Consider the following 24,978-nt stretch of genomic DNA (forward strand, 5'->3'; position numbering starts at 1 on the left):
AGCCGGACCTACGCCACTGGCTTCCCCCGACCTACGCCACCGGCTCCAACTGCCACCACTGGAAGGGGGAGTCGGTGTCCTCCCACTGCTGAACCGTGCCCCCGGCCTCGGTGGAACCGTCCGCGACCTCCATGACGAGCCCGCTGATGAAACTCACCAGTGTCACCGTCCCGGGAGTCTCCGGATGCTGTTCGATCAGCCACTCCTGGGCGCCGAAGTTGTTGGCCTTCCACTGCTGGATCCGGGTGCCGTTCGACGTGTCGGCGTTCGCCACGTCCAGCCGCTTACCGCTGTGCTCGTTGACCAGGTGGAAGAGGGCCGCGCCCTCGTGCACCGGGGACAGCCGCCACACCTGCGCGGCCGTCCCGTCGTCCGCGCCCTGCTGGACCCGGGCCCCGCTGCCCTTCGCCGCGCTGTACACCTCCAGCACCAGCTTGCTGCCGACGTTGCGCAGGCGGTACGGGCCCGCCTCGACGACGGGCGCGAGTTCGCCGCTCATGTTTCCAGTCTCCCCGATGGATGCGTGATGCGGGCTGCCGCCCGTCCGGGTGCCGACGACGGCGCCCCTACCATGATCGCGGTGGGGGCGCCGTCGTCGGCCGGGCGCGCTCAGGCGCCGGCGTTGAACTCCGCCGGGTCCGGGCCGAGGCGCTTGCCCTCGTCCAGGGCCGCGAAGGCGGCGAGGTCGTCGGCGTCCAGTTCGAAGTCGAACACGTCCAGGTTCTCCCTGATCCGCGACGGGGTCACGGACTTCGGGATCACGATGTTGCCGGTCTGCAGATGCCAGCGCAGCACCACCTGGGCGGGGGTGCGGCCGTGCTTCTGGGAGACGGCGACGACCGTCGGCACCTCCAGCAGGCCCTTGCCCTGGCCCAGCGGCGACCAGGCCTCGGTGGCGATGCCGTGTTCGGCGTGGAAGGCCCGGGCCTCGGCCTGCTGGAGCTGCGGGTGCAGCTCGATCTGGTTGACGGCGGGGACCACGGAGGTCTCGGCGAGCAGCCGCTTCAGGTGCTCGGGGTGGAAGTTCGACACGCCGATGGCCTTCGCGCGGCCGTCCGCGAGGATCTTCTCGAACGCCTTGTACGTGTCGGTGTACGCGTCCTTCGCCGGGACCGGCCAGTGGATCAGATACAGGTCGACGTAGTCCAGGCCGAGCTTGTCGAGCGAGGCGTCGAAGGCGCGCAGCGTGCTGTCGTGGCCCTGCTCGCTGTTCCACAGCTTCGTGGTGACGAAGAGCTCGTCACGCGCGACACCGGAGGCGGCGATGGCCTTGCCGGTGCCCTTCTCGTTCTCGTAGATCGCGGCGGTGTCGATGCTCCGGTACCCGGTCTCGATGGCCGTGGCCACCGCCTTCTCCGCCTCGTCGTCCGGCACCTGCCAGACGCCGAAACCGAGCTGCGGCATGTCAAGGCCGTTGTTGAGGGTGAGGGAGGGGACCTTGCTCACGAGCGGTCGATCCTAACGTCGTCGGTTGATAACTCCCCACGACAACGACCGGGCGGGTCCAGGCATTCCCGTTGTCGCCGGTCAGTGGTAGAGCGCGTCGACCTCGACCGCGTACGCCGTCTCGATCGCCTTCCGCTTCAGCTTCAGCGAAGGCGTCAGCAGCCCGAGGTCCTCGGTGAAGGGATGGGCCAGGATCCGGAACGTACGGATGGACTCGGCCTGGGACACGGCCGTGTTGGCGGCCACCACCGCCCGGCGGACCTCCATCTCCAGGTCCGGGTCCCGCACCAGCTCGGCCGGGCCGAGTGGGGAGCGGCCCTGCATCGACAGCCAGTGGTCCACGGACTCCTGGTCCACGGTGACGAGCGCCGCGATGTACGGGCGGTCGTTGCCGACGACGATGCACTGCGCCACCAGCGGATGCGCCCGTACGCGCTCCTCCAGACCGGCCGGGGAGACGCTCTTGCCGCCGGACGTCACCAGGATCTCCTTCTTCCGTCCGGTGATCGTCAGATAGCCGTCCTCGTCCAGCGCACCGAGATCCCCGGTCGCCAGCCAGCCGTCCTGGAGCACCGCCCGGGTGGCCTCGGGGTTGCCGAGGTAGCCGGAGAACACGTTCGGCCCGTGCACCCACACCTCGCCGTCGTCCGCGATGTGCACCGACGTCCCCGGAATCGGCTGCCCGACCGTCCCGTACCGGGTGCGCTCGGGCGGGTTCGCCGTCGCCGCCGCGGTCGACTCGGTCAGCCCGTACCCCTCGAAGACCGTCACCCCGGCGCCCGCGAAGAACAGCCCGAGCCGGCGGTCCATGCCGGAGCCGCCCGACATCGCGTGCCGCACCCGGCCGCCCATCGCGTCGCGGACCTTCTTGTACACGACCTTGTCGAAGAACTGGTGCTGCATCCGCAGCCCGGCCGACGGGCCGGGACCGTCCCCGAACGCCTTGAGCTCCATGGCCTCGGCGTACTTCACCGCGATGTCGACGGCCTTGTCGAACGGCCCCGACCTGCCCTCCGTCTCGGCCTTGCGCCGGGCCCCGTTGAACACCTTCTCGAAGATGTACGGAACCGCCAGGATGAACGTCGGCCGGAACGACATCAGATCCGGCATCAGCGCGTTCGCGGACGGCTCCGGCTGATGGCCGAGCTTGACCCGGCCACGGATCGCGGCGATCTCCACCATCCGCCCGAAGACATGGGCCAGCGGCAGGAAGAGGAGGGTGGCCGCCTCGTCGCCCGGCTTGGAGTGGAACACCGGCTCCCAGCGGCCCACCATCGTGTCGCTCTCGAACATGAAGCTCGCGTGGGTGATCACGCATCCCTTGGGGCGGCCCGTCGTTCCCGAGGTGTAGATGACGGTCGCCACGGAGTCGGGCGTCACCGCGCGCCGGTGCCGCTGCACCACCTCGTCGTCGATGTCCACGCCTGCCCCGAGCAGCTCGTCCACCGCCCCGGCGTCCAGCTGCCACAGCCGCTTCAGATGCGGCAGCCGGTCGATCACCGAGCCGACCGTCATCGCGTGGTCCTCGTGCTCGACCATCACCGCCACCGCCTCGGCGTCGTGCAGCATCCACAGGACCTGCTCGGCGGAGGAGGTCGGGTAGATCGGCACCGACTGGGCCCCGACGGTCCAGAGCGCGAAGTCGAAGAGCGTCCACTCGTACCGCGTACGGGACATCAGCGCGACCCGGTCGCCGAACCGCACGCCGTGCGCGATCAGCCCCTTGGCCAGGGCCAGCACAGCATCGCGGAACTCCCCGGAGGTCACATCGCGCCACTGGCCCCCGGCGTCCTTGCGGCCGAGCGCGACGTGGTGCGGATCATCCTCCGCGTGGTCGAAGACCACATCGGCCAGACCGCCGACCTGAGGCGGCGCCGCCATGGGTGGGACAGTGAATTCGCGCAATGACATGCTCCTCGTGGCGCTCCGCACAGCGCCGCGACGCTACCCCAAGCGGGGGCCCGGCGGGAGAGGTCCGGAACCTCCGCACACCAGGACAAGCCCCCAGGTCAACCGTCGAAATCCGGCCAGATGGGCAAGGCTCGGGCGCACGGGGGCCCAGTTCTGCCGGAGGGGTAAGCGGCTCGCGCCGGAATCTCCACCGAATCCGACCCCCGCGAGCACCGGGGCCGATGCAGGCCCGCGGAGCGGCCGGGGGCCTGGCCGCGCCGGGCTGGGCCGGGCTGCGTCACCGCCGGCCCCGCCACGGCAGCCACCAGCGGTCCGGCGACCCGCTACGGTCCGTCCGCGCCGCTACGGCACCTCCGCACCGCCCGTACCGCGGTGCAGCCGGTCGCCGCCCGCCAGGATCGCCGAGGCCAGCGCGTCGGCCGCCTCCTGGGCCGCGCCCCGCCGGTCCCCGTGCAGCAGGACGAAGTCGACCCCGCCGAGCTCCGGCAGCCCCGCCCTGGCCGGAACCGGCACCAGACCCGGCGGGATCATCCCACGGGAGTGCGCCATCACCCCCAGGCCCGCCCGCGCCGCCGCGACCAGGCCGCTCAGGCTCGTACTCGTACAGGCGATCCGCCAGGCCCGCCCGTGCTCCTCCAGCACCTCCAGGGCGCGGGCCCGCGTGATGGCCGGCGGCGGAAAGACGACCAGCGGTACGGGGCGCTCCGGATCGATGCGCAGCTGCGGCGCGCCGATCCAGTCCAGGGCGTCCTGCCACATCAGTTCTCCGTGGGTGTCCCCGGTCCGCCGCTTGGCCAGCACCAGGTCCAGCCGGCCCGCTGCGAGCTGCCGGTGCAGCGTCCCCGACAGCTCCACGGTGAGCTGGAGCTCGACCTCGGGGTGGTCGCGGCGGAAGGACTCCAGGATCTCGGGGAGCCGGGTCAGCACGAAGTCCTCGGAGGCCCCGAACCGCAGCCGCCCGCGCAGCCGGGTGCCCGCGAAGAACGCCGCGGCCCGCTCGTGGGCCGACAGGATCGACCCCGCGAAGCCGAGCATCGCCTCTCCGTCGTCCGTGAGGTCGACGCGATGGGTGTCCCGGGCGAACAACTGCCGCCCGGTCGCCTCCTCCAGCCGGCGTACATGCTGGCTGACCGTGGACTGACGGATCCCGAGTCTGCGCGCCGCCTGCGTGAAGCTCAGCGTCTGGGCGACGGCGAGGAAGGTCCGCAGCTGGGCGGGGTCGTACGTGGCGTCCGTCCGGTGCACGATCATCCGGTCCGCGCTCGCCCTGTCCGCGTTGTCCATGGCTGCACGTTATCGGGAAGTGTGATGACAGTCAGAGCGGTGTGCGGGATTCCCGATGGTGCCGTACGGGAGCAGGATGGACGCCGAAACGGATCCCCGACCGCCGGAGCGCCCCCGCACATGTCCCGCCGTATCCCGCGTCTGCCGTCCTGGCTGCCGTTCGACGCCTACCTCCTGGCGCTGGCCGCCACCGTGGCCCTCGCGGCACTGCTGCCCGCCCGCGGCACCGCCGCCGACGTGGCGGGCGGGGCCTCCACCGGCGCCGTCGCCCTGCTGTTCTTCCTCTACGGGGCGCGGCTCTCCACCGCCGAGGCGCTCGACGGGCTCAAGCACTGGCGCCTCCACCTCACCGTCCTGGCCTGCACCTTCGTCGTCTTCCCGCTGCTGGGGCTGGCGAGCGGCGGGCTGGTGCCGTACGTGCTGACGCCCGAGCTCCAGGCGGGCTTCCTCTTCCTGTGCCTGGTCCCGTCCACGATCCAGTCCTCCATCGCCTTCACCTCGATCGCCCGGGGCAACGTGCCCGCCGCGATCTGCGCCGGGTCCTTCTCCAGCCTCGCCGGGATCCTGGTGACCCCGCTGCTCGCCGCCCTGCTCCTCGGATCCACCGGGGGCGGGTTCTCCGTGGACTCCCTGCTGAAGATCGTGTTCCAGCTGCTCGTCCCGTTCCTGGCCGGACAGCTCCTGCGCCGCTGGGTCGGCGGTTTCCTCACCCGGCACAAGAAGGTGCTCGGCCTGGTCGACCGGGGGTCGATCCTGCTCGTCGTCTACACCGCGTTCAGCGAGGGGATGGTCGCCGGTGTCTGGCACCAGGTCACCCCCGCCCGGCTCGGCGCGCTGCTCGCCGCCGAGGCGGTCCTGCTGGCGCTGATGCTCACCCTGAGCTGGTACGGGGCACGGAAGCTCGGGTTCGGCCGGGCGGACCGGATCGCCATCCAGTTCGCCGGGTCGAAGAAGAGCCTGGCGGCCGGGCTGCCGATGGCGAGCGTGATCTTCGGGGCGCACACGAGCCTGGCCGTGCTGCCGCTCATGCTGTTCCACCAGATGCAGCTGATGGTCTGCGCGGTGATCGCCAAGCGCCGTGCGCGTGACCCCGAGGAGCCGCCGGCCCGGGACGACTCGGCAGGGGCCGCCGCCTCCGGCCCCCTGTCCGACCCGGCCGTTACGGTTGGCCGGTAGCGGGTAGCCCAGGTGGAGCCACAGCGAGGACGTGTCATGAGTGACCAGGGTGGGACGCCTGCCGACGACTTTCCGCACGGGGCGGGCAACCCGGCCCGCGGCGCTCTGCGCGCGGCGGGCTACACCCGCCTCGCCCAGCTCACCACCGTGACCGCTGCCGAGGTGCTCGCCCTCCACGGGGTCGGCCCGAAGGCGATCCGGGTGCTCCGCGAGGCGCTGGCCGCCGAGGGCCTGGCCTTCGCGGGGGAGTGAGCGAGGGACCCGTACGACGCCCCGCGTGCGAGCGGCCTTGGGCTCAGCCCCGCGGGGCCGCCGCCTCCAGCGCGATCCGGTGCTCACCGGCGTACACGTTCATCGAGGGGCCGCGCAGGAAGCCGACCAGCGTCAGTCCGCTCTCCGCCGCCAGGTCCACGGCGAGCGACGACGGTGCGGAGACCGCCGCGAGCACCGGGATGCCCGCCATCACGGCCTTCTGCGCCAGCTCGAACGAGGCCCGCCCCGACACCAGCAGCACCGCCCGGGACAGGGGCAGCCGCCCGTCCGTCAGCGCCCGGCCCACCAGCTTGTCGACCGCGTTGTGCCGGCCGACGTCCTCCCGTACGTCCAGCAGCTCGCCCTCCTCGGAGAACAGGGCCGCGGCGTGCAGGCCGCCTGTCCGGTCGAACACCCGCTGCGAGGCCCGCAGCCGGTCCGGGAGCGCGGACAGCAGCTCGGGCGTGATCCGCACCGGCGGAGCGTCGGCCACCGGGTGCCGGGTCGTGGTACGCACCGCGTCCAGGCTGGCCTTGCCGCACAGGCCGCACGAGGAGGTCGTGTAGACGTTGCGCTCCAGCGTGATGTCGGGGACCTCGACCCCGGGCGCGAGCTTCACGTCCACCACGTTGTAGGTGTTCACGCCGTCCGCCGTCGCCCCGGCGCAGTAGACGATCGACTGGACCTCGTCCCCCTCGGCTATCACCCCCTCGCTGACCAGGAAGCCCGCGGCCAGCGCGAAGTCGTCGCCCGGCGTCCGCATGGTGATGGCCAGCGGCTTGCCGTTCAGCCGGATCTCCAGGGGCTCCTCCGCCACCAGTGTGTCCGGCCGGGAGGAGACGGCACCGTCCCGGATACGGAGGGTGCGGCGGCGTTCGGTGACCCGTCCCATAAAACTGAACCCGATTCTGTCCGTGTGCGGCTGTTCGTTTCCCCCGGGTCATTGTCCGGCACGCGCACCGGCGTGTCGCAGCGAGCTGTTCAGCACGCTGACCAGGCTGTTGTCAATGCTCCAACGTGTGGGCCCGATTCCTGTGGGATCACGTGCCCTCGTACCCGGCGGTAGCGACCAAGACTGTGTTTGTTTCCTGCCCCCACCCGACGATGGGAACCCGTATGACCGGCTCACGTGTCGTGGCGCTCGGCCACTACCAGCCCGCCAAGGTGCTCACCAACGACGATCTCGCGGCGATGGTCGACACCAGCGACGAGTGGATCACCAGCCGGGTCGGCATCAAGACCCGTCACGTGGGTGGACCCGACGAGCCGGTGGACGAGATGGCCGCGCACGCGGGAGCCAAGGCGCTGGCCACGGCCGGTCTCGGGGCCTCGGACATCGATCTGGTCCTCGTGGCCACCTCCACCGCCATGGACCGGTCCCCGAGCATGGCGGCCCGGGTCGCGGCCCGGCTCGGCATGGGCTCGCCCGCCGTCATGGACATCAACGTCGTCTGCTCCGGCTTCACGCACGCGCTGGCCACCGCCGACCACGCGATCCGGGCCGGTGCGGCGACCCGGGCGCTGGTCATCGGCGCCGACAAGATGGCCGACATCGCGGACTGGACCGACCGCTCCACCTGCGTCCTGCTCGGCGACGGCGCGGGCGCCGCGGTCGTCACCGCCGACCCGTCCGCCGACGACGCCCCGGGCGGGCCCGGCATCGGACCGGTGCTGTGGGGTTCCGTACCGGAGATGGGCAACGCCGTCCGGATCGAGGGGACGCCGCCGCGCTTCGCGCAGGAGGGGCAGTCCGTCTACCGCTGGGCCACCACCCAGCTCCCCCCGATCGCCCGCCGGGTCTGCGAGAAGGCGGGCATCGCCCCGGAGGACCTGGGAGCGGTCGTCCTGCACCAGGCCAACCTGCGGATCATCGAGCCGGTCGCCCGCAAGATCGGCGCGGTCAACGCCGTCATCGCCCGGGACGTCGTGGACTCCGGCAACACCTCCGCCGCCTCCATCCCGATGGCCCTGTCCAAGCTGGTCGAGCGCGGCGAGATCGTCTCCGGCGCGCCCGTCCTGCTCTTCGGATTCGGCGGCAACCTCTCCTACGCGGGCCAGGTCATCCGCTGCCCCTGACCACCCTCCGGGGATCTCCGTGACCCCTTCCCGCCGGTCTCCGTGACACCTCCCTGCCGGGTCCCGTGACACCTCCCTGCCGACCTTTGTCCTGAGTGTGGAAAAAGTTGGGGCGGATTCCTGCGCAACTTCTTCCCACTCCGGGAAAGCGCTGCTACGTTCCCCTCGAAAGCCCGACGGACTGGCCGATGTGGCGGGGAGGGACGCGTGAGACGTATGACGGCACGACCCGCGAACGCGCATCAGGCGCGGCTGCTCCGGCTGTTGCGCGACGGGGGTCCCAACTCCCGCGCACAGCTGGGCGATCAGGTCGATCTGTCGCGCTCGAAGCTCGCCGTCGAGGTGGACCGGCTCCTGGAGACCGGTCTGGTGGTGGCCGACGGACTCGCCGCATCGCGCGGCGGGCGCCGCTCGCACAACATCCGGCTCGCCCCCGAACTGCGCTTCCTCGGCGTCGACATCGGCGCCACCTCGGTCGATGTGGCCGTCACCAACGCGGAGCTGGAGGTACTGGGACACCTCAACCACCCGATGGACGTGCGTGAAGGGCCTGTCGCCGTCTTCGAGCAGGTCCTGTCACTCGCCGCCAAACTGCGGGCCTCCGGGCTCGCCGAAGGCTTCGACGGCGCGGGCATCGGGGTCCCCGGCCCCGTCCGCTTCCCCGAGGGCGTGCCGGTCGCACCGCCGATCATGCCCGGCTGGGACGGGTTCCCGGTCCGCGAGGCGCTCAGCCAGGAGCTGGGCTGCCCCGTCATGGTCGACAACGACGTGAACCTCATGGCGATGGGGGAGCAGCACGCGGGCGTGGCCCGCTCCGTGGGCGACTTCCTGTGCGTCAAGATCGGTACGGGTATCGGCTGCGGCATCGTCGTCGGCGGCGAGGTCTACCGCGGTACGACCGGCAGCGCCGGGGACATCGGGCACATCCAGGTCGACCCCGACGGCCGGCCCTGCGCCTGCGGCAACAAGGGCTGCCTGGAAGCCCACTTCAGCGGCGCGGCGCTCGCCCGCGACGCGGAGGACGCCGCCCGGGAGGGCCGCTCACCCGAACTCGCCGTCCGGCTGGAGACGGCGGGCCGCCCCACCGCGGCCGACGTGGCGGCGGCCGCCGCTGCCGGGGACGCCGCGGCGCTCGACCTCATCCGCGAAGGCGGCAACCGGCTCGGCCAGGTGATCGCGAGCCTGGTCAGCTTCTTCAATCCCGGTCTGGTGGTGATCGGCGGCGGGGTAACCGGCCTCGGTCACAACCTCCTCGCCAGTGTCCGCACGCAGGTCTACAAGCAGTCCCTGCCTCTGGCCACCGGCAATCTCCCCATCGTCCTGGGCGAGTTGGGGCCCACCGCCGGAGTGATCGGCGCGGCCCGGCTCATCAGCGACCACCTCTTCTCCCCGGCCTGACCCCAGGCCGTACGCACCCCGCTCCACGGAACCACCCCGTCAGCAGCCGTTTGCTCCACGCGTCTCGCAAGCACCTCCTGTCAGCAGCCGTTCGCGGTGCCGCCGGCTCCACGGCACCTCCAGCCCTGCGCCCTGTCCGCTCACCGGCCCTCCCCGGCCCTCGGCACCCGCCCGAGCAGGGGAGACCCCATTCGCCGAGGGGATTCGTCATGGCACCAGAACCACCCCTGCTCACCATGTCCGGCATCACCAAGCTCTTCCCGGGCGTCCGCGCCCTGGACGGCGTCGACCTGGAGGTCCAGGCCGGCGAGGTCCACTGCCTCCTCGGCCAGAACGGTGCGGGCAAGTCCACCCTCATCAAGGTGCTCGCCGGAGCCCACCAGCCCAACGACGGCGAGATCACCTGGCGCGGCGACAAGGTCCAGCTCAAGTCGCCGATCGCCGCCATGCGCCTGGGCATCGCCACCATCTACCAGGAACTCGACCTGGTCGAGGACCTGTCGGTCGCCGAGAACGTCTTCCTGGGCCACGAGCCGACCAGCGCCGGATTCATCGTCCGTACGGGCGAGGGGCGCGCGGCTGCCAAGGCGCTGCTGGCCCGTCTCGGGCACCCGGAGATCGACCCCGCCCGGCACGTCGGGGACCTCTCCGCCGCCCAGCAGCAGATCGTCTCCATGGCGCGGGCGCTCTCCCACGAGGTCCGGCTCATCGTGATGGACGAGCCCTCCGCCGCCCTCGACCCCGACGAGGTCGACAACCTCTTCCGCATCGTCGAAGGCCTCACCGCCGACGGGGTGGCCGTCGTCTACATCTCGCACCGTCTTGAGGAGATCCGCCGCATCGGCGACCGGGTCACTGTCATCAAGGACGGCCGGACCGTGGCCGTCGGGCTGCCCGCAGCGGACACGCCCACGCGCGACATCGTTGCCATGATGACCGGCCGAGACGTCGCCTATGTCTTCCCGCCCCGTCCCGAGGAGCCGGCCGCCACCACCGGCGAACCGGTGCTCCGGGTCCAAGGTCTCTCCCGCAAGGGCGAGTTCGCCCCCGTCGACCTCGAACTGCGGCCCGGCGAGATCGTCGGCCTGGCGGGACTCGTCGGCTCGGGCCGCTCGGAGATCCTGGAGACGATCTACGGGGCCCGCAAGGCGAGCACCGGAACCGTCACCGTCGCGGGCAAGCAGCTCCGCCCCGGCAGCGTCCGCGCCGCCGTCGCCGCCGGGATCGGCCTCGCCCCGGAGGAACGCAAGGCGCAGGCCCTGCTGATGACCGAGTCGGTCACCCGTAACGTCTCCGTCTCCTCCCTCTCCCGCTTCGCCCGCATCGGCTGGATCGACCGGGGCGGGGAGCGGAAGGCCGCACGGAGCGCCACCCGGGAACTGCAGATGCGGCCCGACAACCCGGACGCCGCGGTCCGCACCCTCTCCGGCGGCAACCAGCAGAAAGCCGTCCTCGCCCGCTGGCTGCTGCGCGGCTGCCGGGTCCTGCTGCTGGACGAACCCACCCGTGGCGTCGACGTCGGCGCCCGCGCCGAGCTCTACGCCGTGATCCGCCGGCTGGCCGATGAAGGCCTCGCCGTCCTGCTCGTCTCCAGCGAAGTGCCCGAAGTCCTGGGCCTCGCCGACCGGGTGCTGGTCCTCCGCGAGGGCGAAGTGGTCCACACGGCCCCCGCCCAGGAGCTCGACGAGCACCGCGTACTCGACCTCGTGATGGAAGGGAGCCCGACGCCATGACACAGCCCGCCCCGTCGGCGCAGCACAACGGGCCGGACAAGGGGGCCGTCGCGGCCCCCTCCGACACGCCGCCCTCGAAGTCGGGCGGGGGCATGCCGGCCCTCGGTCTGCGGCTCGACGTCCGGATCCTGTCCCTGCTCGGCGTCCTCGCCGCGCTGGTCCTGGTCGGCGGCATCACCGAACCGGACGCCTTCCTGGACACCGGGAACCTCCAGCTGATCCTGACCCAGGCGTCCGTCATCGGCGTCGTCACCGTCGGCATGACCTTCGTCATCATCAGCGGCGGCATCGACCTCTCGGTCGGGGCGATGGTCGCCCTCGCCTCGGTGTGGGCGACGACCCTGGCCACCCAGGAGTACGGCTTCGCGGGCATCGCGTTCACCGCGGTGATCGTCGGCCTCGCCGCGGGACTCGTGAACGGCGTCCTCATCGCGTACGGGAACATGGTCCCGTTCATCGCGACGCTGGCCATGCTCGCCTCGGCCCGCGGACTCGCCCTCCAGATCACCGACGGCAAGACCCAGATCGTCACCGTCGACTCGGTCCTGGACCTCGGTCTGCCGGACTCCTACATCCTCGGGATCCCGCCGCTGGTCATCATGTTCGCGGTGGTCGTCATCGTCGGCTGGCTGATTCTCAACCGGACCACCTTCGGCCGCCGCACGGTCGCCGTCGGCGGCAACGCGGAGGCCGCCCGGCTCGCCGGGATCGACGTCCGCCGCCAGCGCCTGTACCTCTACCTGCTGTCCGGGCTCTGCTGCGGCATCGCCGCCTTCATGCTGATCGTGCTGGCCGGCTCCGGCCAGAACACCAACGGCAACCTGTACGAGCTCGACGCCATCGCCGCCGCGATCATCGGCGGAACCCTGCTCAGCGGCGGCCGGGGCACCATCGTCGGCTCCGTCCTCGGCGTCCTGATCTTCACCACGATCACCAACATCTTCGCGCTCAACAACCTCCAGAGCGACGTCCAGCAGATCGCCAAGGGCGCCATCATCGTCGCCGCCGTCCTCGTCCAGGGCCGCACCATGCGCGGCCGGGAGACCTGAGCGGCCCCGACCGACCGGACACCCCGGCACCGATACGAACCCCCCGCACCCGCACCTCGTACGCACCCACCGGATGAAGGGTCAGACCGCCATGCCAGAAACCAGCCGCAGAGGGCTGCTGTTCGGAACCGCCGCCGTCTCCGCGGGCGCGCTCCTCACCGCCTGTACCAGCAACGAGCCCAAGAAGACCGAGTCCGCGGCCAACAGCGCCCCGGCCGACGACAAGCCCGGCAAGGCCGTCACCATCGGCTTCGCCGGACCGCAGGCCGACCACGGCTGGCTCAACGCGATCAACGTGAACGCCAAGTCCCGGGCGGAGACGTACTCCGACGTCACCCTGGAGATCACCGAGGGCTCCAACGACACCGCCGCCCAGATCGGCCAGGTCAAGACCCTCATCAACAAGAAGGTCGACGTCCTCGTCATCCTCCCCGCCGACGGCAAGGCGCTCACCCAGGTCGGCCTGGAGGCGATGAAGGCGGGCATCCCCGTCGTCAACCTGGACCGCATCTTCGCCTCCCCGCAGGCGTACCGCTGCTGGGTCGGCGGCGACAACTACGGCATGGGCCTCAACGCCGGGCACTACATCGGCGAGCAGCTCAAGGACAAGCCGAACGCCAAGGTCGTCGAGCTCGCCGGGATCGACAACCTGGAGCTGACCAAACAGCGCAGCCAGGGCTTCGCCGACGCCCTCAAGAACTACTCCAACATCAAGCTGGTGGCCCGTCAGGCAGCCGACTTCACCGTCGAGTCCGGCCAGGCGAAGATGGCCCAACTCCTCCAGGCGCAGAAGCAGTTCGACGCCCTGTGGAACCACGACGACGACCAGGGCGTCGGCGCGCTGCGCGCCATCAAGCAGGCGGGCCGCGACGAGTTCATCATGGTCGGCGGCGCCGGCGCCAAGTCCGCGATGGACGCCATCAAGGCCGACAACTCGGTCATCAAGGCGACCGTCCTCTACCCGCCGACGATGGCCGCGTCCGCCATCGACCTGGCCCGGGCGCTCGGCCAGTCCAAGGGCATCAGCGGGCTCTCCGAGATGGAGATCCCGACCTCCCTGACCCTGTACTCCGCGGTCGTGACCAAGGACAACATCGACCAGTACCTGCCGACGGGCTTCAACTGACCGGGACTCCGGGGGAGGCGGAGAGCGCGTCCCCCGGCCCGTTACCGCACACCGATGAGGAGGAAGTCCGCATGGCCCGTAGTCAAGAGACGGAAACGCACACCCCAGCACCGCCGCCGCGGCAGGCGCCGGGAACGCTCGGGGTCGGCATGGTCGGATACGCGTTCATGGGCGCCGCCCACTCCCAGGGGTGGCGCACCGCAGGACACGTCTTCGATCTGCCGCTGCGGCCCGCTCTCGCCGCGATCTGCGGACGCGACCGTGCGGCGGTCGACGCCGCCGCCGCCCGGCACGGCTGGGCGGCGGCGGAGACCGACTGGCGGGCCCTGATCGCCCGGGACGACGTCCAGCTGATCGACATCTGCACCCCCGGCGACAGCCACGCGGAGATCGCCATCGCCGCCCTGGAGGCCGGCAAGCACGTCCTGTGCGAGAAGCCGCTCGCCAACAACGTCGCCGAGGCCGAGGCCATGGTCCGCGCAGCCGAAGCGGCCGCCGCTCGCGGCCAGGTGGCGATGGTGGGCTTCAACTACCGCAAGGTGCCCGCGATCTCCTACGCCCGGCAGCTCATCGCCGAGGGCCGGCTCGGCCCCCTGCGCCATGTGCGGGCCACCTACCTCCAGGACTGGCTGGTCGACCCGGCCTCCCCGCTCACCTGGCGGCTCAAGCGCGAGCACGCCGGCTCCGGCGCGCTCGGCGACCTCGGGGCGCACATCGTCGACCTCGCGCAGTACCTCGCGGGCGAGCTGCTCACCGGAGTCTCCGCCGTCAGCGAGACCTTCGTACGCGAGAGGCCCCTGCTCGCCGGGGCGTCGGCCGGGCTCTCCGGCAGCGCCGACACGGTGGAGCGGGGCGAGGTGACCGTCGACGACGCGGCGATCTTCACCGGCCGCCTCGCCTCCGGCGCTCTCGCCTCCTTCGAGGCGACCCGGATGGCTGCCGGGCGCAAGAACGCCCTGCGCCTGGAGATCAACGGGGAGCTGGGCTCGCTCGCCTTCGACCTGGAGCGGCTCAACGAGCTGTCCTTCCACGACCACACCGAACCCGCCGCCACCGCGGGCTTCCGCCGCATCCTCGTCACCGAACCCGAGCACCCCTATCTGGAGGCCTGGTGGCCGCCGGGCCACGGCCTCGGCTACGAGCACACCTTCGTCCACCAGGCCCGCGACGTGGTCCGCACGATCGCCGAAGGGGCCCCGCCCGTCCCGTCGTTCGCGGACGGCCTCCAGGTGCAGCGGGTGCTCGCCGCCGTCGAGGAGAGTGCCGCCAAGAACTCCGTCCACACCCCGGTCCCGTCCTCGTCCTAGGAGACTGCCGCCCATGCCCCGCCCCTTCACCCTCTTCACCGGCCAGTGGGCCGACCTCCCGCTGGAGGAGGTCTGCAAGCACGCCCGGGACTTCGGCTATGACGGGCTCGAACTCGCCTGCTGGGGAGACCACTTCGGGGTCGACAAGGCCCTGGCCGACCCCGGCTACCTGGACACCCGGCACCAACTGCTCGACAAGTACGGGCTGAAGTGCTTCGCGATCTCCAACCACCTGGTCGGACAGGCCGTCTGCGACAGCCCGATCGACGAGCGCCACCAGGGGATCCTGCCCGCCCGTATCTGGGGCGACGGCGAGCCCGAAGGCGTACGGCAGCGGGCCGCCGCCGAGATCGCCGACACCGCGCGGGCCGCCGCCGCCTTCGGGGTCGACACGGTCATCGGGTTCACCGGTTCGTCGATCTGGCACCTCGTCGCGATGTTCCCGCCCGTCCCGCCGCACATGATCCAACGCGGCTACGAGGACTTCGCCGAGCGCTGGAACCCGATCCTGGACGTCTTCGACGCCGAGGGGGTGCGCTTCGCCCACGAGGTGCATCCGAGCGAGATCGCGTACGACTACTGGACCACCAAGCGCGCGCTCGAAGCGGTGGACCACCGGCCCGCGTTCGGCCTGAACTTCGACCCGAGCCACTTCGTCTGGCAGGACCTGGACCCGGTCGGCTTCCTCTACGACTTCCGCGACCGGATCTACCACGTCGACTGCAAGGAGGCCCGCAAGCGCCTCGACGGCCGCAACGGCCGCCTCGGCTCGCATCTGCCGTGGGGTGACCCCCGGCGCGGCTGGGACTTCGTCTCCGCCGGCCACGGCGACGTCCCCTGGGAGGACGTCTTCCGGATGCTCCGGTCCATCGGCTACGAAGGACCGGTCTCGGTCGAGTGGGAGGACGCCGGGATGGACCGGCTCACCGGCGCTCCGGAAGCGCTTGCCAGCCTCAAGCGGTTCGACTTCGACCCGCCGTCCGCCTCCTTCGACGCGGCCTTCGGCGGCGGCGAGTAGGGCGGACTGCCAAGCCCCGGGGGCCTGATGCGCCGCACCGGCCCCGCCCCCGGGGCTGCCTCGCCCTGCCCGGAAATCTCTTTGTCCTGCCGGAAGCAGAAGTTCGACTTACCTGTTGCACAAGGGCTTTCCGTCGAGGACGAACAGGTCTACCGTCCACCACGTGTACACGACATGACTCGCGTCACCGGGGTCGCTCCCGTCTCCGGTGACGCACGCGCGGCAGTCCCCGCGCGGCACGGCACGGCTACACCCGCCCGTACAACCGGCACTCTCCGGAGGACCAACGTGCACAGAACCAGAAAGCGGCTCCTGGCCCGGACCCGCGTCCGTAAAACCCTCGCGCTGTTCACCGGCGGCCTGCTCGCCGCCGCCACCCTGACCCTCGGCTCCGCCCCCGGCGCCACCGCCCACCCGGGCCACCCCGGGCACGAGGAGCCCGTGGCGGAGGACTTCCAGCAAGTCACCCTCGCCAAGGGTGCCGAGGAGACCGGCGAGCCCATGTCGCTCGCCGTCCTCCCCGACCGCAGCGTGCTGCACACCTCGCGCGGCGGCGAGCTGCGGATCACCGACAGCGCCGGCAACACCAGGATCTCCGGCACCCTCCCCGTGTACACGCACGACGAGGAAGGCCTCCAAGGCGTCGGCGTCGACCCGGACTTCGCCGAGAACCGGGCGATCTACCTCTTCTACGCGCCCCCGATGGACACCCCGGCGGGCGACGCCCCGGAGACCGGAACCGCCGCCGACTTCGCGAAGTTCGACGGCGTCAACCGGCTCTCCCGCTTCGTCCTCAACGAGGACGGCACCCTCGACACCGCCAGCGAGAAGAAGGTCCTGGACGTCCCCACCTCGCGCGGCATCTGCTGCCATGTCGGCGGTGACATCGACTTCGACAAGGACGGCAACCTCTACCTCTCGACCGGCGACGACACCAACCCCTTCGCCTCCGACGGGTTCACCCCGATCGACGAACGCCCCGACCGCAACCCGGCGTTCGACGCCCGCCGCACCTCGGGCAACACCAACGACCTGCGCGGCAAGATCCTGCGCATCAAGGTCGCCGACGACGGCTCGTACACCGTCCCCGACGGCAACCTCTTCGAGCCGGGCACGGACAAGACCCGCCCCGAGATCTACGCGATGGGCTTCCGCAACCCCTTCCGCTTCTCCGTCGACCAGGCCACCGGCACCGTGTACGTCGGTGACTACGGCCCCGACGCGGGCGCTGCCGACCCCAAGCGCGGACCGGCCGGGAAGGTCGAGTTCGCCCGTGTGACGAAGGCCGCCAACTTCGGCTGGCCCTTCTGCGTCGGCGACAACGAGCCGTACATCGACTACGACTTCGCCACCAAGGCATCGGGTGCGGCCTTCGACTGCGCCGCCCCGAAGAACGAGTCGCCGCACAACACCGGACTCGTCGACCTGCCGCCGGCCGAGGCCGCGTGGATCCCGTACGACGGAGGATCGGTGCCCGAGTTCGGCTCCGGCTCCGAGTCCCCGATGGGCGGACCCGTCTACCGCTACGACGCGGACCTCGACTCCCCGGTCAAGTTCCCCGAGGCCTACGACGGCGACTTCTTCGCCGGTGAGTTCGGCCGCCAGTGGATCAAGCGCATCGAGCAGGACGCCGACGGCGGAGTCCAGTCCATCAACGACGTGCCGTGGTCCGGCACCCAGATCATGGACATGGCCTTCGGCCCGGACGGGGCGCTGTACGTCCTCGACTACGGCCTCGCCTGGTTCGGCGGCGACGAGAACTCCGCGCTCTACCGCATCGAGAACGCCACCGGAGGCCGCTCGCCCATCGCCGAGGCCTCGGCGAACAAGACCTCGGGCACCGCGCCGCTGAAGGTGAAGTTCTCCTCGGCCGGCACGGCGGACGGCGACGGCGACCCGCTGACCTACTCCTGGGACTTCGGTGACGGCGGCACCTCCACCGCCGCCAACCCCACGTACACGTACAGGAAGAACGGCACGTACGTCGCGACTCTGACCGCCGAGGACCCGACCGGCCGCACCGGCTCCGCCAGCGTCCACGTCACCGTCGGCAACACCGCCCCGACCGTGGAGCTGGTGCTTCCCGAGGACGGGCAGCTCTTCGAGTTCGGCGACTCCGTGCCGTTCAAGGTGAACGTCAGCGACCCGGAGGACGGGACCATCGACTGCACCAAGGTCGAGGTCAAGTTCACCCTGGGCCACGACAGCCACGGCCACGACATCACCACCGAGCACGGCTGCGAAGGCACCATCAAGACCGCCATGGAAGGCGGCCACGACCCCAACGCCAACATCTACGGCGGCATTTCGGCCTCCTACACCGACAACGGCGGTGGCGGCCAGGCCAAGCTGACCGGCAAGGACGCCTCCCGGCTCCAGCCCAAGCACCGCCAGGCCGAGCACTTCGACGACTCCTCCGGCGTCACCACGCCGAGCAAGGCCGGCGCGCACGGCGGAAAGACCGTCGGCGACATCCACAACGACGACTGGATCTCCTTCGACACCTACGTCCTCGGTAACACCACCAAGCTCACCGCCCGGATCTCCTCGGCCGGCTCCGGCGGCTTCCTCGAAGTCCGCGCGGGCTCGCCCACCGGCAAGATCCTCGGCTCCGGGCCCGTCCCGGTGACCGGCAGCTGGGACACCTTCCAGGACGTCGACATCCCGCTGCGCGGCGCGCCCAAGAAGCAGACCGAACTCTTCCTCGTCTTCAAGGGCGGCGACGGAGCGCTCTACGACGTCGACGACTTCGAACTGTCCAACACCCCCGTCGACAAGACCGCCAAGCGCGTCCTGGTCTTCTCCAAGACCGCCGGCTTCCGCCACGACTCGATCCCCGCGGGCATCGAGGCCCTGAAGGAGATCGGCAAGGACACCAACATCACGGTCGACTCCACCGAGTCCGCCGCACAGTTCACCACCAGCAACCTGGCCCGCTACGACGCCGTCGCGTTCCTCTCCACCACCGGTGACGTGCTCAACGCCGAACAGCAGAAGGCGTTCGAGAACTACGTGGCCACCGGCGGCGGTTACGTCGGCATCCACGCGGCCGCCGACACCGAGTACGACTGGGAGTTCTACGGCGGCCTCGTCGGCGCCTACTTCGACTCGCACCCGCAGATCCAGCCCGCCACCGTCCGCGTCGAGGACCACGACCACCCCGCCACCGCCCATCTGGACGAGGAGTGGGAGCGCACCGACGAGTGGTACAACTACCGCACCAACCCCCGGGACAAGGCCAAGGTTCTCGCCACACTCGACGAGACCACCTACACCGGCGGCAACATGAAGGGCGACCACCCGATCTCCTGGTGCCAGACCTACCAGGGCGGCCGCTCCTTCTACACGGGTCTCGGCCACACCAAGGAGTCCTACGCCGAACCGGCCTTCCGCAGCCACGTCCTGGGCGGGCTGCGCTACGCCACCGGCCAGGTCAAGGCCGACTGCAAGCCGGACACCGACTACCGGCCGATCTTCAACGGCAAGACGCTGGAGGGGTGGAAGCAGGCGGGCCCGGGGAAGTTCTCCGTCAGTGACGGCGCCCTGCACTCCGAGGGCGGCATGGGTCTCCTCACCTACCAGGCCAAGGAGCTGAAGTCGTACTCGCTGAAGCTCGACTGGAAGATGGCCGGCGACGACAACTCCGGCATCTTCGTCGGCTTCCCGGAGTCCGACGACCCCTGGTCGGCGGTCAACAACGGGTACGAGATCCAGATCGACGCCACCGACGCCGCCGACCGCACCACCGGCGCCGTCTACACCTTCAAGTCCGCCAACATCAAGGCCCGCGACCGCGTCCTGCGGCCGCCGGGACAGTGGAACAGCTACGAGATCAAGGTCCAGGGTGAACGTCTGCAGATCTTCCTCAACGGAGTGAAGATCAACGACTTCACCAACACCGACCCCGCCCGCAGTCTGAAGGACGGCTACATCGGCCTCCAGAACCACGGAGCCGACGACCAGGTGTCCTTCCGCAACATCCAACTGAAGGAGCTGCCCTCGAAGTAGGGCAGCCGCCTCTGCCGACGACGGGCGGGGGAAGCACGCACCTTCCCCCGCCCGTCGTCCTCCACCCCGACCCATCCCCAGGAGGCAGGCCGTGACCGCACACGCCGATCGTGAAGGCCGAACCGACGCCCCAGGCCGCACCGACGCGCCGCTCACCTCCGAGGCCCCCGGCCTCGCGGGGGCCGCGGGCCGCACCGGCGTCTGGTTCATCGGAGCACGCGGCTCCGTGGCGACCACCGCCACCGCGGGCTGCGCCGCCATCGCCGCGGGCCTCCACCCGCCGACCGGCATGGTCACCGAGACGCCCCCCTTCGCCGACAGCGGCCTGCCCGCCCTGACCGACCTGGTCTTCGGAGGCCACGACACCCTGGACTGCCCGCTGTCCAAGCGAGCCGAGGCGCTCGCCGACGGCGGCGTGCTCCCGCACGGGCTCCCCTCGGCCGTACGCGCCGAACTCGACGCCGCCGACGCCGAGATCCGCCCCGGCGGCCCCCTCCCCGGCGACGCCCGCACCGACCAGGACCTCATCGCCGCGTTCGCCGCCGACCTGACCGACTTCGCCCACCGCCACGACCTGGCCCGCACCGTCGTGATCAACGTCGCCTCCACCGAACCCGCCCCCGGACCCGGCGACACCCGGCTGCCCGCCAGCTCCCTCTACGCGGCCGCCGCCCTGCGCGCAGGCTGCTCCTACGCCAACTTCACCCCGTCCACCGGGCTGCGCATCCCCGCGCTCACCGACACCGTCGCCTCCAGCGGACTTCCCCACGCCGGACGCGACGGCAAGACCGGCCAGACGCTGCTCCGCTCCGTGCTCGCCCCGATGTTCCTCCAGCGCGCCCTCGCCGTACGGGCGTGGTCCGGGTCGAACCTCCTGGGCGGCGGGGACGGGGCGGCGCTGGCCGATCCGGCGGCGGCCGCCGCCAAGAACGCGGGCAAGGAACGCGTCCTCGCCGACACCTTCGGCACCGCCCCCGAGGGCGAGGTGCACATCGACGACGTGCCCGCCATGGGCGACTGGAAGACCGCCTGGGACCACATCGCCTTCGACGGCTTCCTCGGCTCCCGCATGATCCTCCAGACCATCTGGCAGGGCTGCGACTCCGCCCTCGCCGCCCCGCTGGTCCTGGACCTGGCACGGCTCCTCGCCCGCGCCCACGAGGCCGGGATCAGCGGCCCCCTGCCGGAGCTGGGCTTCTACTTCAAGGACCCGGACGGCGGCACATCGGCGGCACTCGCCGAGCAGTACGCCACCTTGCTCACCTTCGCCGAGCGGCTGCGGGACCAGGCGTGAGGCGGCGGGGGCGAGCCCTTCCGGGCGCGCTGGCCGTGGCCCTGGCCGCCCTGGCGGCCCTCCCGGCGGGGCCCGGGCGACGGAACGGTTTTGTGCACGGCGTGCGGAAGGACGCCGTGACCCATGACAGCCTGTCCGGCGCGGGTGGGACTGCGCCCGCACCGGACAGGCCCGGACCGCCCCCCACGGGCCGGAACGGGGAACAGGGCGCGGAAGCGGGCCCGGGCCGGCCGGCCGCGGACTCAGGGCCGGGTGCCGGATCGGGCACGGGGCCGGGTGCCGGCTCGGTTGCCGGACCCGGCAGCGGCTCGGTTGCCGGAGCGGGTACAGCCCCGGGCGCGCCCCGGCAGCGCCTGCGGGCCTGGGCGGAACTGCTGCGTGTCTCCGCCCTGTTCTCCGTGCCCGGGGACGCCCTGGCGGGCGCGGCCGCAGTGGGCCGACGGCCCGGCCGGGGCACCGCGCTGGCGATCGGCGCGTCGCTCTGCCTGTACGAGGCCGGGATGGCCCTGAACGACTGGGCCGACCGCGACGAGGACGCCGTCGACCGCCCGCACCGCCCGATCCCCTCGGGCCGCATCAGCCCGGCGGCGGCACTGGGCGCGGCCGGGGTGCTGACCGCCGCGGGCCTCGCCCTGGCGGCCCGGGCGGGCCGCCCCGCGCTGGCGGTCGCCACGGGCCTGGCCGCCACGGTCTGGGCCTACGACCTGCACCTGAAGCACACGCAGGCGGGCCCGGCGGCCATGGCGGCGGCCCGCTCGCTGGACCTGCTGCTGGGCGCGACGGCCACGGCCACGTGCACCGGTACGCCGGGCGGGGGAGGTCGACCCGACAACGTTGCCGGAGCGTCGGCCACCGCACGAGTGATACCGGCACCGGGCACGCCGAAGTCATCCCCGACCGCCCTGCCCGGCCTGGCCGCGCTCCCCGCCGCCCTGGTGCTCGGGGCGCACACCTACGGTGTCACCGCCGTGTCGCGCCACGAGACGCAGGGCGGCTCCACGGCGACGCCGCTCGCGGTCCTGGCCACGACGACGGCACTCGCGGCAGCAGTGCCGGGGGAGTGGCGGGGGCGGAGCCCCGGCGGCCCCGCCATGACGGCGACGAGCCCCGCCGCCCGAGGAACGGCCCCGCACCCTATGGCACGCCTCGCCAGTGTGGTCGGCCCCACCGCCGGCACGGACCCTGCGGAACGGCCCGGAAGCCTGCTCGGCCGGACCGTCGCCGACCCCACCCGCCTCCTGACCCTCGCACTCACCGGCGCCTACCTCCGTACCGCCGGACCACCCCTCCTGCACGCCGCGCTGAACCCGTCGCCGCCCCTGACACAGCGGGCGGTCGGCGGCGGCATCCGGGCCATGATCCCGCTCCAGGCCGCGCTCGCCGCCCGTGCCGGATCACCCGTCACCGGTCTCGCCGTCATGGGGCTCGTCCCCCTCGCCCGCAGCCTCGCCCGGAAGGTGAGCCTCACATGACCCTCCACCTCGGATACGGCACCAACGGGCTCACCGACCTCCGCCTCGACGACGCCCTCGGCCTGCTCGCCGACCTCGGCTACGAGGGCGTCGGCCTGACCCTCGACCACATGCACCTGGACCCGATGGCCCCGGACCTCACCGAGCGCACCCGCCAGGTCCGCCGCAGGCTCACCTCCCTCGGGCTCCGGGTCACCGTGGAGACCGGCGCCCGCTATGTCCTCGACCCGCGCCGCAAGCACGGCCCCTCCCTCCTCGACCCGGACCCCGACGCCCGGGCCGCCCGCACCGCGCTGCTGGTCCGCGCCGTCGACGTGGCGGCCGAACTCGGCGCGCACGCCGTCCACTGCTTCAGCGGCATCACCCCGCCCGGCACCTCGACGGACACCGCGTGGAAACGGCTCACCGAAGCGCTCACCCCCGTCCTCGAAGCCGCCGACCGTTCCGGCATCCCCCTCGCGATCGAACCCGAACCCGGTCACCTCCTCGCCACCCTCGCCGACTTCCACCACCTGCGCGGTCTCCTGGGCGACCCGGGACCGCTCGGCCTCACCCTCGACATCGGCCACTGCCAGTGCCTGGAGGACGCCTCGCCCGTCGAGTGCATCAGGGACTCCGCCCCCTGGCTCCGGCACGTCCAGATCGAGGACATGCGGCGCGGAGTCCACGAGCACCTGCCGTTCGGTGAGGGGGAGATCGACTTCCCGCCCGTGCTCGCCGCCCTGGCCGCCTCGGACTACCGGGGACTCACCGTCGTCGAACTGCCCCGCCACTCCCACGCCGGCCCCGAGCTGGCCCGCGCGTCGATCGACTTCCTGCGCGACGCGATGACGCGCGGTACCGCGACGAAGGGAGCCGCACCGTGCTGAAGTCCCGCAAGGAACTGGACGCCGAACTCGGCGGGGCCGCCCGCGCCTGGCTGGACGAGGCACTCGCCGAAGCCGCCCACGACGCGGTCCGCGCGCCAGCCGCCTCCGGCACCCCCCGCCCCGAGGTGAGCCCGTACGCCTCCCCGCCCTGGGAACTTCGCTACGCCGCCGCCGGCCGGCACTGCGGCCAGGAGAACGCCGACGCCGTACGCTCCCTCCTCCTCGTCGAGGCCCGCGCCTCCCTGCCCTCCCTCACCCGGCTCTACGAACAGGGCACCGCCGCCGAACGCCGCGCCGTCCTGCTCACCCTGCACCTCCTCGACCTCGGCGACACCGCCCTCCCGCTCGTCGAGGACGCACTGCGCGCCAACGACCCCCGGCTGGTCGCCGCGGCCGTGGGCCCCTACGCCGCCGAGCACCTGGACGCGCACGCCTGGCGGCACGCCGTACTGAAGTGCCTGTTCACCGAGGTGCCCGTCACGGCCGTGGCCCGGCTCGACGACCGCGCCCGCGGAGACGCCGAACTCGCCCGCATGCTCGACGACTTCGCCGCCGAACGCACAGCGGCGGGCCGCCCCGTCCCCGAAGACCTGCGCACGGTCCTGGGGCATGCCCGGGCCCTCACCGCCCCGACCGGCGAGGGCGGCCACCCGGCCGACCCGACCGCAGCTCCCGCAGCCCCCGCCCTCACGGAGGAGTCCTGATGCGCATCTTCGACCCCCACATCCACATGACCTCCCGCACCACGGACGACTACCAGGCGATGTACGACGCGGGCGTCCGTGCGCTCGTCGAACCCTCCTTCTGGCTCGGCCAGCCCCGCACCTCGCCCGCCAGCTTCTTCGACTACTTCGACGCGCTGCTCGGCTGGGAGCCCTTCCGCGCCTCCCAGTACGGCATAGCCCACCACTGCACGCTCGCCCTCAACCCCAAGGAGGCGAACGACCCCCGCTGCACTCCCGTCCTGGACGCGCTGCCCCGCTATCTCGTGAAGGACTCCGTCGTCGCCGTCGGCGAGATCGGCTACGACTCCATGACCCCGGCCGAGGACCACGCGCTCGCGGCTCAGCTCCAGCTCGCCGCCGACCACGCTCTGCCCGCCCTCGTCCACACCCCGCACCGCGACAAGCTCGCGGGTCTCCACCGCACCATCGACGTCATCCGCGAATCGAACCTCCCCCCGGAGTTCGTCCTGCTCGACCACCTCAATGAAACAACCGTAAAGGCCGCCACCGACAGCGGCTGCTGGGCCGGGTTCTCCATCTACCCGGACACCAAGATGGACGAGGACCGGATGGTCACCATCCTTCAGAACCACGGCACCGAGAAGATCCTCGTCAACTCGGCCGCGGACTGGGGCAAGAGCGACCCTCTGAAGACCCGCAAGGTCGCCGACGCGATGCTGAAGGCCGGGTTCACGGAGGACGACGTCGACCAGGTCCTGTGGCGCAACCCGGTCGCCTTCTACGGCCAGAGCGGCCGTCTCCAGCTGGACGTGCTCACCCCCGACCCGCTCCACGAGGGCAACTCCATCCTGCGCGGCGGGGAGTGAGGCGGCC

General features: G+C 71.7%; 20 protein-coding genes. 15 read left to right on the top strand and 5 right to left on the bottom strand.

What is annotated here, in order from left to right; translation table 11 throughout:
• Positions 1-31: 31 nt before the first annotated feature.
• From WQO_RS29765 to WQO_RS29780, 4 genes are all read right to left on the bottom strand, one after another.
• Complete coding sequence (locus WQO_RS29765; RefSeq protein WP_010058294.1) at positions 32-499, bottom strand: RICIN domain-containing protein; 468 nt, start codon at positions 497-499, stop codon at positions 32-34.
• Between the two features lie 110 nt (positions 500-609).
• Positions 610-1,446, bottom strand: a complete 837-nt coding sequence (locus WQO_RS29770; RefSeq protein ID WP_010058293.1) for an aldo/keto reductase — start codon at positions 1,444-1,446, stop codon at positions 610-612.
• Positions 1,447-1,527: 81 nt separating this feature from the next.
• A complete protein-coding gene (locus WQO_RS29775; protein WP_029182072.1) occupies positions 1,528-3,327 on the bottom strand; it encodes an AMP-dependent synthetase/ligase in 1,800 nt (599 codons plus the stop codon).
• Positions 3,328-3,699: 372 nt separating this feature from the next.
• Positions 3,700-4,641: a LysR family transcriptional regulator gene (locus WQO_RS29780; RefSeq protein ID WP_010058290.1), complete on the bottom strand. Its 942-nt coding sequence runs from the start codon at positions 4,639-4,641 to the stop codon at positions 3,700-3,702.
• Between the two features lie 120 nt (positions 4,642-4,761).
• Between WQO_RS29780 and WQO_RS29785 the strand changes: the two genes are divergently transcribed.
• Positions 4,762-5,817 (top strand): bile acid:sodium symporter family protein, encoded by a 1,056-nt coding sequence (locus WQO_RS29785; protein WP_010058288.1) that lies wholly within the window; start codon positions 4,762-4,764, stop codon positions 5,815-5,817.
• A gap of 36 nt (positions 5,818-5,853) precedes the next feature.
• Positions 5,854-6,069 (top strand): helix-hairpin-helix domain-containing protein, encoded by a 216-nt coding sequence (locus tag WQO_RS29790; protein ID WP_010058286.1) that lies wholly within the window; start codon positions 5,854-5,856, stop codon positions 6,067-6,069.
• Positions 6,070-6,112: 43 nt separating this feature from the next.
• Here the strand turns inward: WQO_RS29790 and fdhD are convergent, their stop codons facing one another.
• Positions 6,113-6,961, bottom strand: a complete 849-nt coding sequence (gene fdhD, locus WQO_RS29795; protein WP_010058285.1) for a formate dehydrogenase accessory sulfurtransferase FdhD — start codon at positions 6,959-6,961, stop codon at positions 6,113-6,115.
• 224 nt (positions 6,962-7,185) lie between these two features.
• Between fdhD and WQO_RS29800 the strand changes: the two genes are divergently transcribed.
• From WQO_RS29800 to WQO_RS29860, 13 genes are all read left to right on the top strand, one after another.
• Positions 7,186-8,145 carry a beta-ketoacyl-ACP synthase III gene (locus WQO_RS29800; RefSeq protein WP_010058284.1) on the top strand — a complete coding sequence of 320 codons (960 nt, stop codon included), beginning with the start codon at positions 7,186-7,188 and terminating at the stop codon, positions 8,143-8,145.
• Between the two features lie 216 nt (positions 8,146-8,361).
• Positions 8,362-9,543, top strand: coding sequence for an ROK family transcriptional regulator (locus WQO_RS29805; RefSeq protein WP_058954147.1), 1,182 nt, complete (start codon positions 8,362-8,364; stop codon positions 9,541-9,543).
• Between the two features lie 209 nt (positions 9,544-9,752).
• Entirely contained in the window at positions 9,753-11,276 is a 1,524-nt protein-coding gene (locus tag WQO_RS29810; RefSeq protein WP_029182069.1) for a sugar ABC transporter ATP-binding protein, read from the top strand.
• Positions 11,273-12,325 (top strand): ABC transporter permease, encoded by a 1,053-nt coding sequence (locus WQO_RS29815; protein WP_010058278.1) that lies wholly within the window; start codon positions 11,273-11,275, stop codon positions 12,323-12,325. Before WQO_RS29810 ends, WQO_RS29815 begins: the two co-directional genes overlap by 4 nt.
• A 91-nt stretch (positions 12,326-12,416) precedes the next feature.
• Positions 12,417-13,451, top strand: coding sequence for a substrate-binding domain-containing protein (locus WQO_RS29820; RefSeq protein ID WP_010058276.1), 1,035 nt, complete (start codon positions 12,417-12,419; stop codon positions 13,449-13,451).
• Between the two features lie 71 nt (positions 13,452-13,522).
• Positions 13,523-14,758 (top strand): Gfo/Idh/MocA family protein, encoded by a 1,236-nt coding sequence (locus tag WQO_RS29825; RefSeq protein ID WP_032747911.1) that lies wholly within the window; start codon positions 13,523-13,525, stop codon positions 14,756-14,758.
• 13 nt (positions 14,759-14,771) lie between these two features.
• Entirely contained in the window at positions 14,772-15,776 is a 1,005-nt protein-coding gene (locus WQO_RS29830; RefSeq protein ID WP_010058272.1) for a sugar phosphate isomerase/epimerase family protein, read from the top strand.
• A 288-nt stretch (positions 15,777-16,064) separates the two neighbouring features.
• A complete protein-coding gene (locus WQO_RS29835) occupies positions 16,065-19,784 on the top strand; it encodes a ThuA domain-containing protein (RefSeq protein ID WP_010058271.1) in 3,720 nt (1,239 codons plus the stop codon).
• A 91-nt stretch (positions 19,785-19,875) separates the two neighbouring features.
• On the top strand, positions 19,876-21,078 hold the full coding sequence (locus WQO_RS29840; RefSeq protein ID WP_010058270.1) for an inositol-3-phosphate synthase: 1,203 nt from the start codon (positions 19,876-19,878) through the stop codon (positions 21,076-21,078).
• The gene (locus WQO_RS29845) at positions 21,075-22,550 is read left to right on the top strand and encodes an SCO3242 family prenyltransferase (RefSeq protein WP_032747909.1); all 1,476 of its coding nucleotides are present in this window, start codon (positions 21,075-21,077) and stop codon (positions 22,548-22,550) included. The genes WQO_RS29840 and WQO_RS29845 overlap by 4 nt, the downstream gene beginning before the upstream one ends.
• Positions 22,547-23,419, top strand: coding sequence for a sugar phosphate isomerase/epimerase family protein (locus WQO_RS29850; RefSeq protein ID WP_010058268.1), 873 nt, complete (start codon positions 22,547-22,549; stop codon positions 23,417-23,419). The genes WQO_RS29845 and WQO_RS29850 overlap by 4 nt, the downstream gene beginning before the upstream one ends.
• Positions 23,413-24,123 carry an EboA domain-containing protein gene (locus WQO_RS29855; RefSeq protein ID WP_010058266.1) on the top strand — a complete coding sequence of 237 codons (711 nt, stop codon included), beginning with the start codon at positions 23,413-23,415 and terminating at the stop codon, positions 24,121-24,123. Before WQO_RS29850 ends, WQO_RS29855 begins: the two co-directional genes overlap by 7 nt.
• Complete coding sequence (locus WQO_RS29860) at positions 24,123-24,971, top strand: TatD family hydrolase (protein ID WP_010058264.1); 849 nt, start codon at positions 24,123-24,125, stop codon at positions 24,969-24,971. The genes WQO_RS29855 and WQO_RS29860 overlap by 1 nt, the downstream gene beginning before the upstream one ends.
• Positions 24,972-24,978: the final 7 nt, after the last annotated feature.

The sequence above is a fragment of the Streptomyces globisporus C-1027 genome, assembly GCF_000261345.2.
In the GTDB taxonomy this organism is placed as follows: domain Bacteria; phylum Actinomycetota; class Actinomycetes; order Streptomycetales; family Streptomycetaceae; genus Streptomyces; species Streptomyces pakalii.

What these genes read in the sequence shown, in the direction of transcription:
- WQO_RS29815 (WP_010058278.1), top strand. Translation starts at nt 11,273, where the DNA reads ATGACACAGCCCGCCCCGTCGGCGCAGCACAACGGGCCGGACAAGGGG.
- WQO_RS29785 (WP_010058288.1), top strand. Translation starts at nt 4,762, where the DNA reads ATGTCCCGCCGTATCCCGCGTCTGCCGTCCTGGCTGCCGTTCGACGCC.
- WQO_RS29790 (WP_010058286.1), top strand. Translation starts at nt 5,854, where the DNA reads ATGAGTGACCAGGGTGGGACGCCTGCCGACGACTTTCCGCACGGGGCG.
- fdhD (WP_010058285.1), bottom strand. Translation starts at nt 6,961, where the DNA reads ATGGGACGGGTCACCGAACGCCGCCGCACCCTCCGTATCCGGGACGGT.
- WQO_RS29800 (WP_010058284.1), top strand. Translation starts at nt 7,186, where the DNA reads ATGACCGGCTCACGTGTCGTGGCGCTCGGCCACTACCAGCCCGCCAAG.
- WQO_RS29805 (WP_058954147.1), top strand. Translation starts at nt 8,362, where the DNA reads ATGACGGCACGACCCGCGAACGCGCATCAGGCGCGGCTGCTCCGGCTG.
- WQO_RS29765 (WP_010058294.1), bottom strand. Translation starts at nt 499, where the DNA reads ATGAGCGGCGAACTCGCGCCCGTCGTCGAGGCGGGCCCGTACCGCCTG.
- WQO_RS29860 (WP_010058264.1), top strand. Translation starts at nt 24,123, where the DNA reads ATGCGCATCTTCGACCCCCACATCCACATGACCTCCCGCACCACGGAC.
- WQO_RS29850 (WP_010058268.1), top strand. Translation starts at nt 22,547, where the DNA reads ATGACCCTCCACCTCGGATACGGCACCAACGGGCTCACCGACCTCCGC.
- WQO_RS29780 (WP_010058290.1), bottom strand. Translation starts at nt 4,641, where the DNA reads ATGGACAACGCGGACAGGGCGAGCGCGGACCGGATGATCGTGCACCGG.
- WQO_RS29820 (WP_010058276.1), top strand. Translation starts at nt 12,417, where the DNA reads ATGCCAGAAACCAGCCGCAGAGGGCTGCTGTTCGGAACCGCCGCCGTC.
- WQO_RS29830 (WP_010058272.1), top strand. Translation starts at nt 14,772, where the DNA reads ATGCCCCGCCCCTTCACCCTCTTCACCGGCCAGTGGGCCGACCTCCCG.
- WQO_RS29775 (WP_029182072.1), bottom strand. Translation starts at nt 3,327, where the DNA reads ATGGCGGCGCCGCCTCAGGTCGGCGGTCTGGCCGATGTGGTCTTCGAC.
- WQO_RS29825 (WP_032747911.1), top strand. Translation starts at nt 13,523, where the DNA reads ATGGCCCGTAGTCAAGAGACGGAAACGCACACCCCAGCACCGCCGCCG.
- WQO_RS29810 (WP_029182069.1), top strand. Translation starts at nt 9,753, where the DNA reads ATGGCACCAGAACCACCCCTGCTCACCATGTCCGGCATCACCAAGCTC.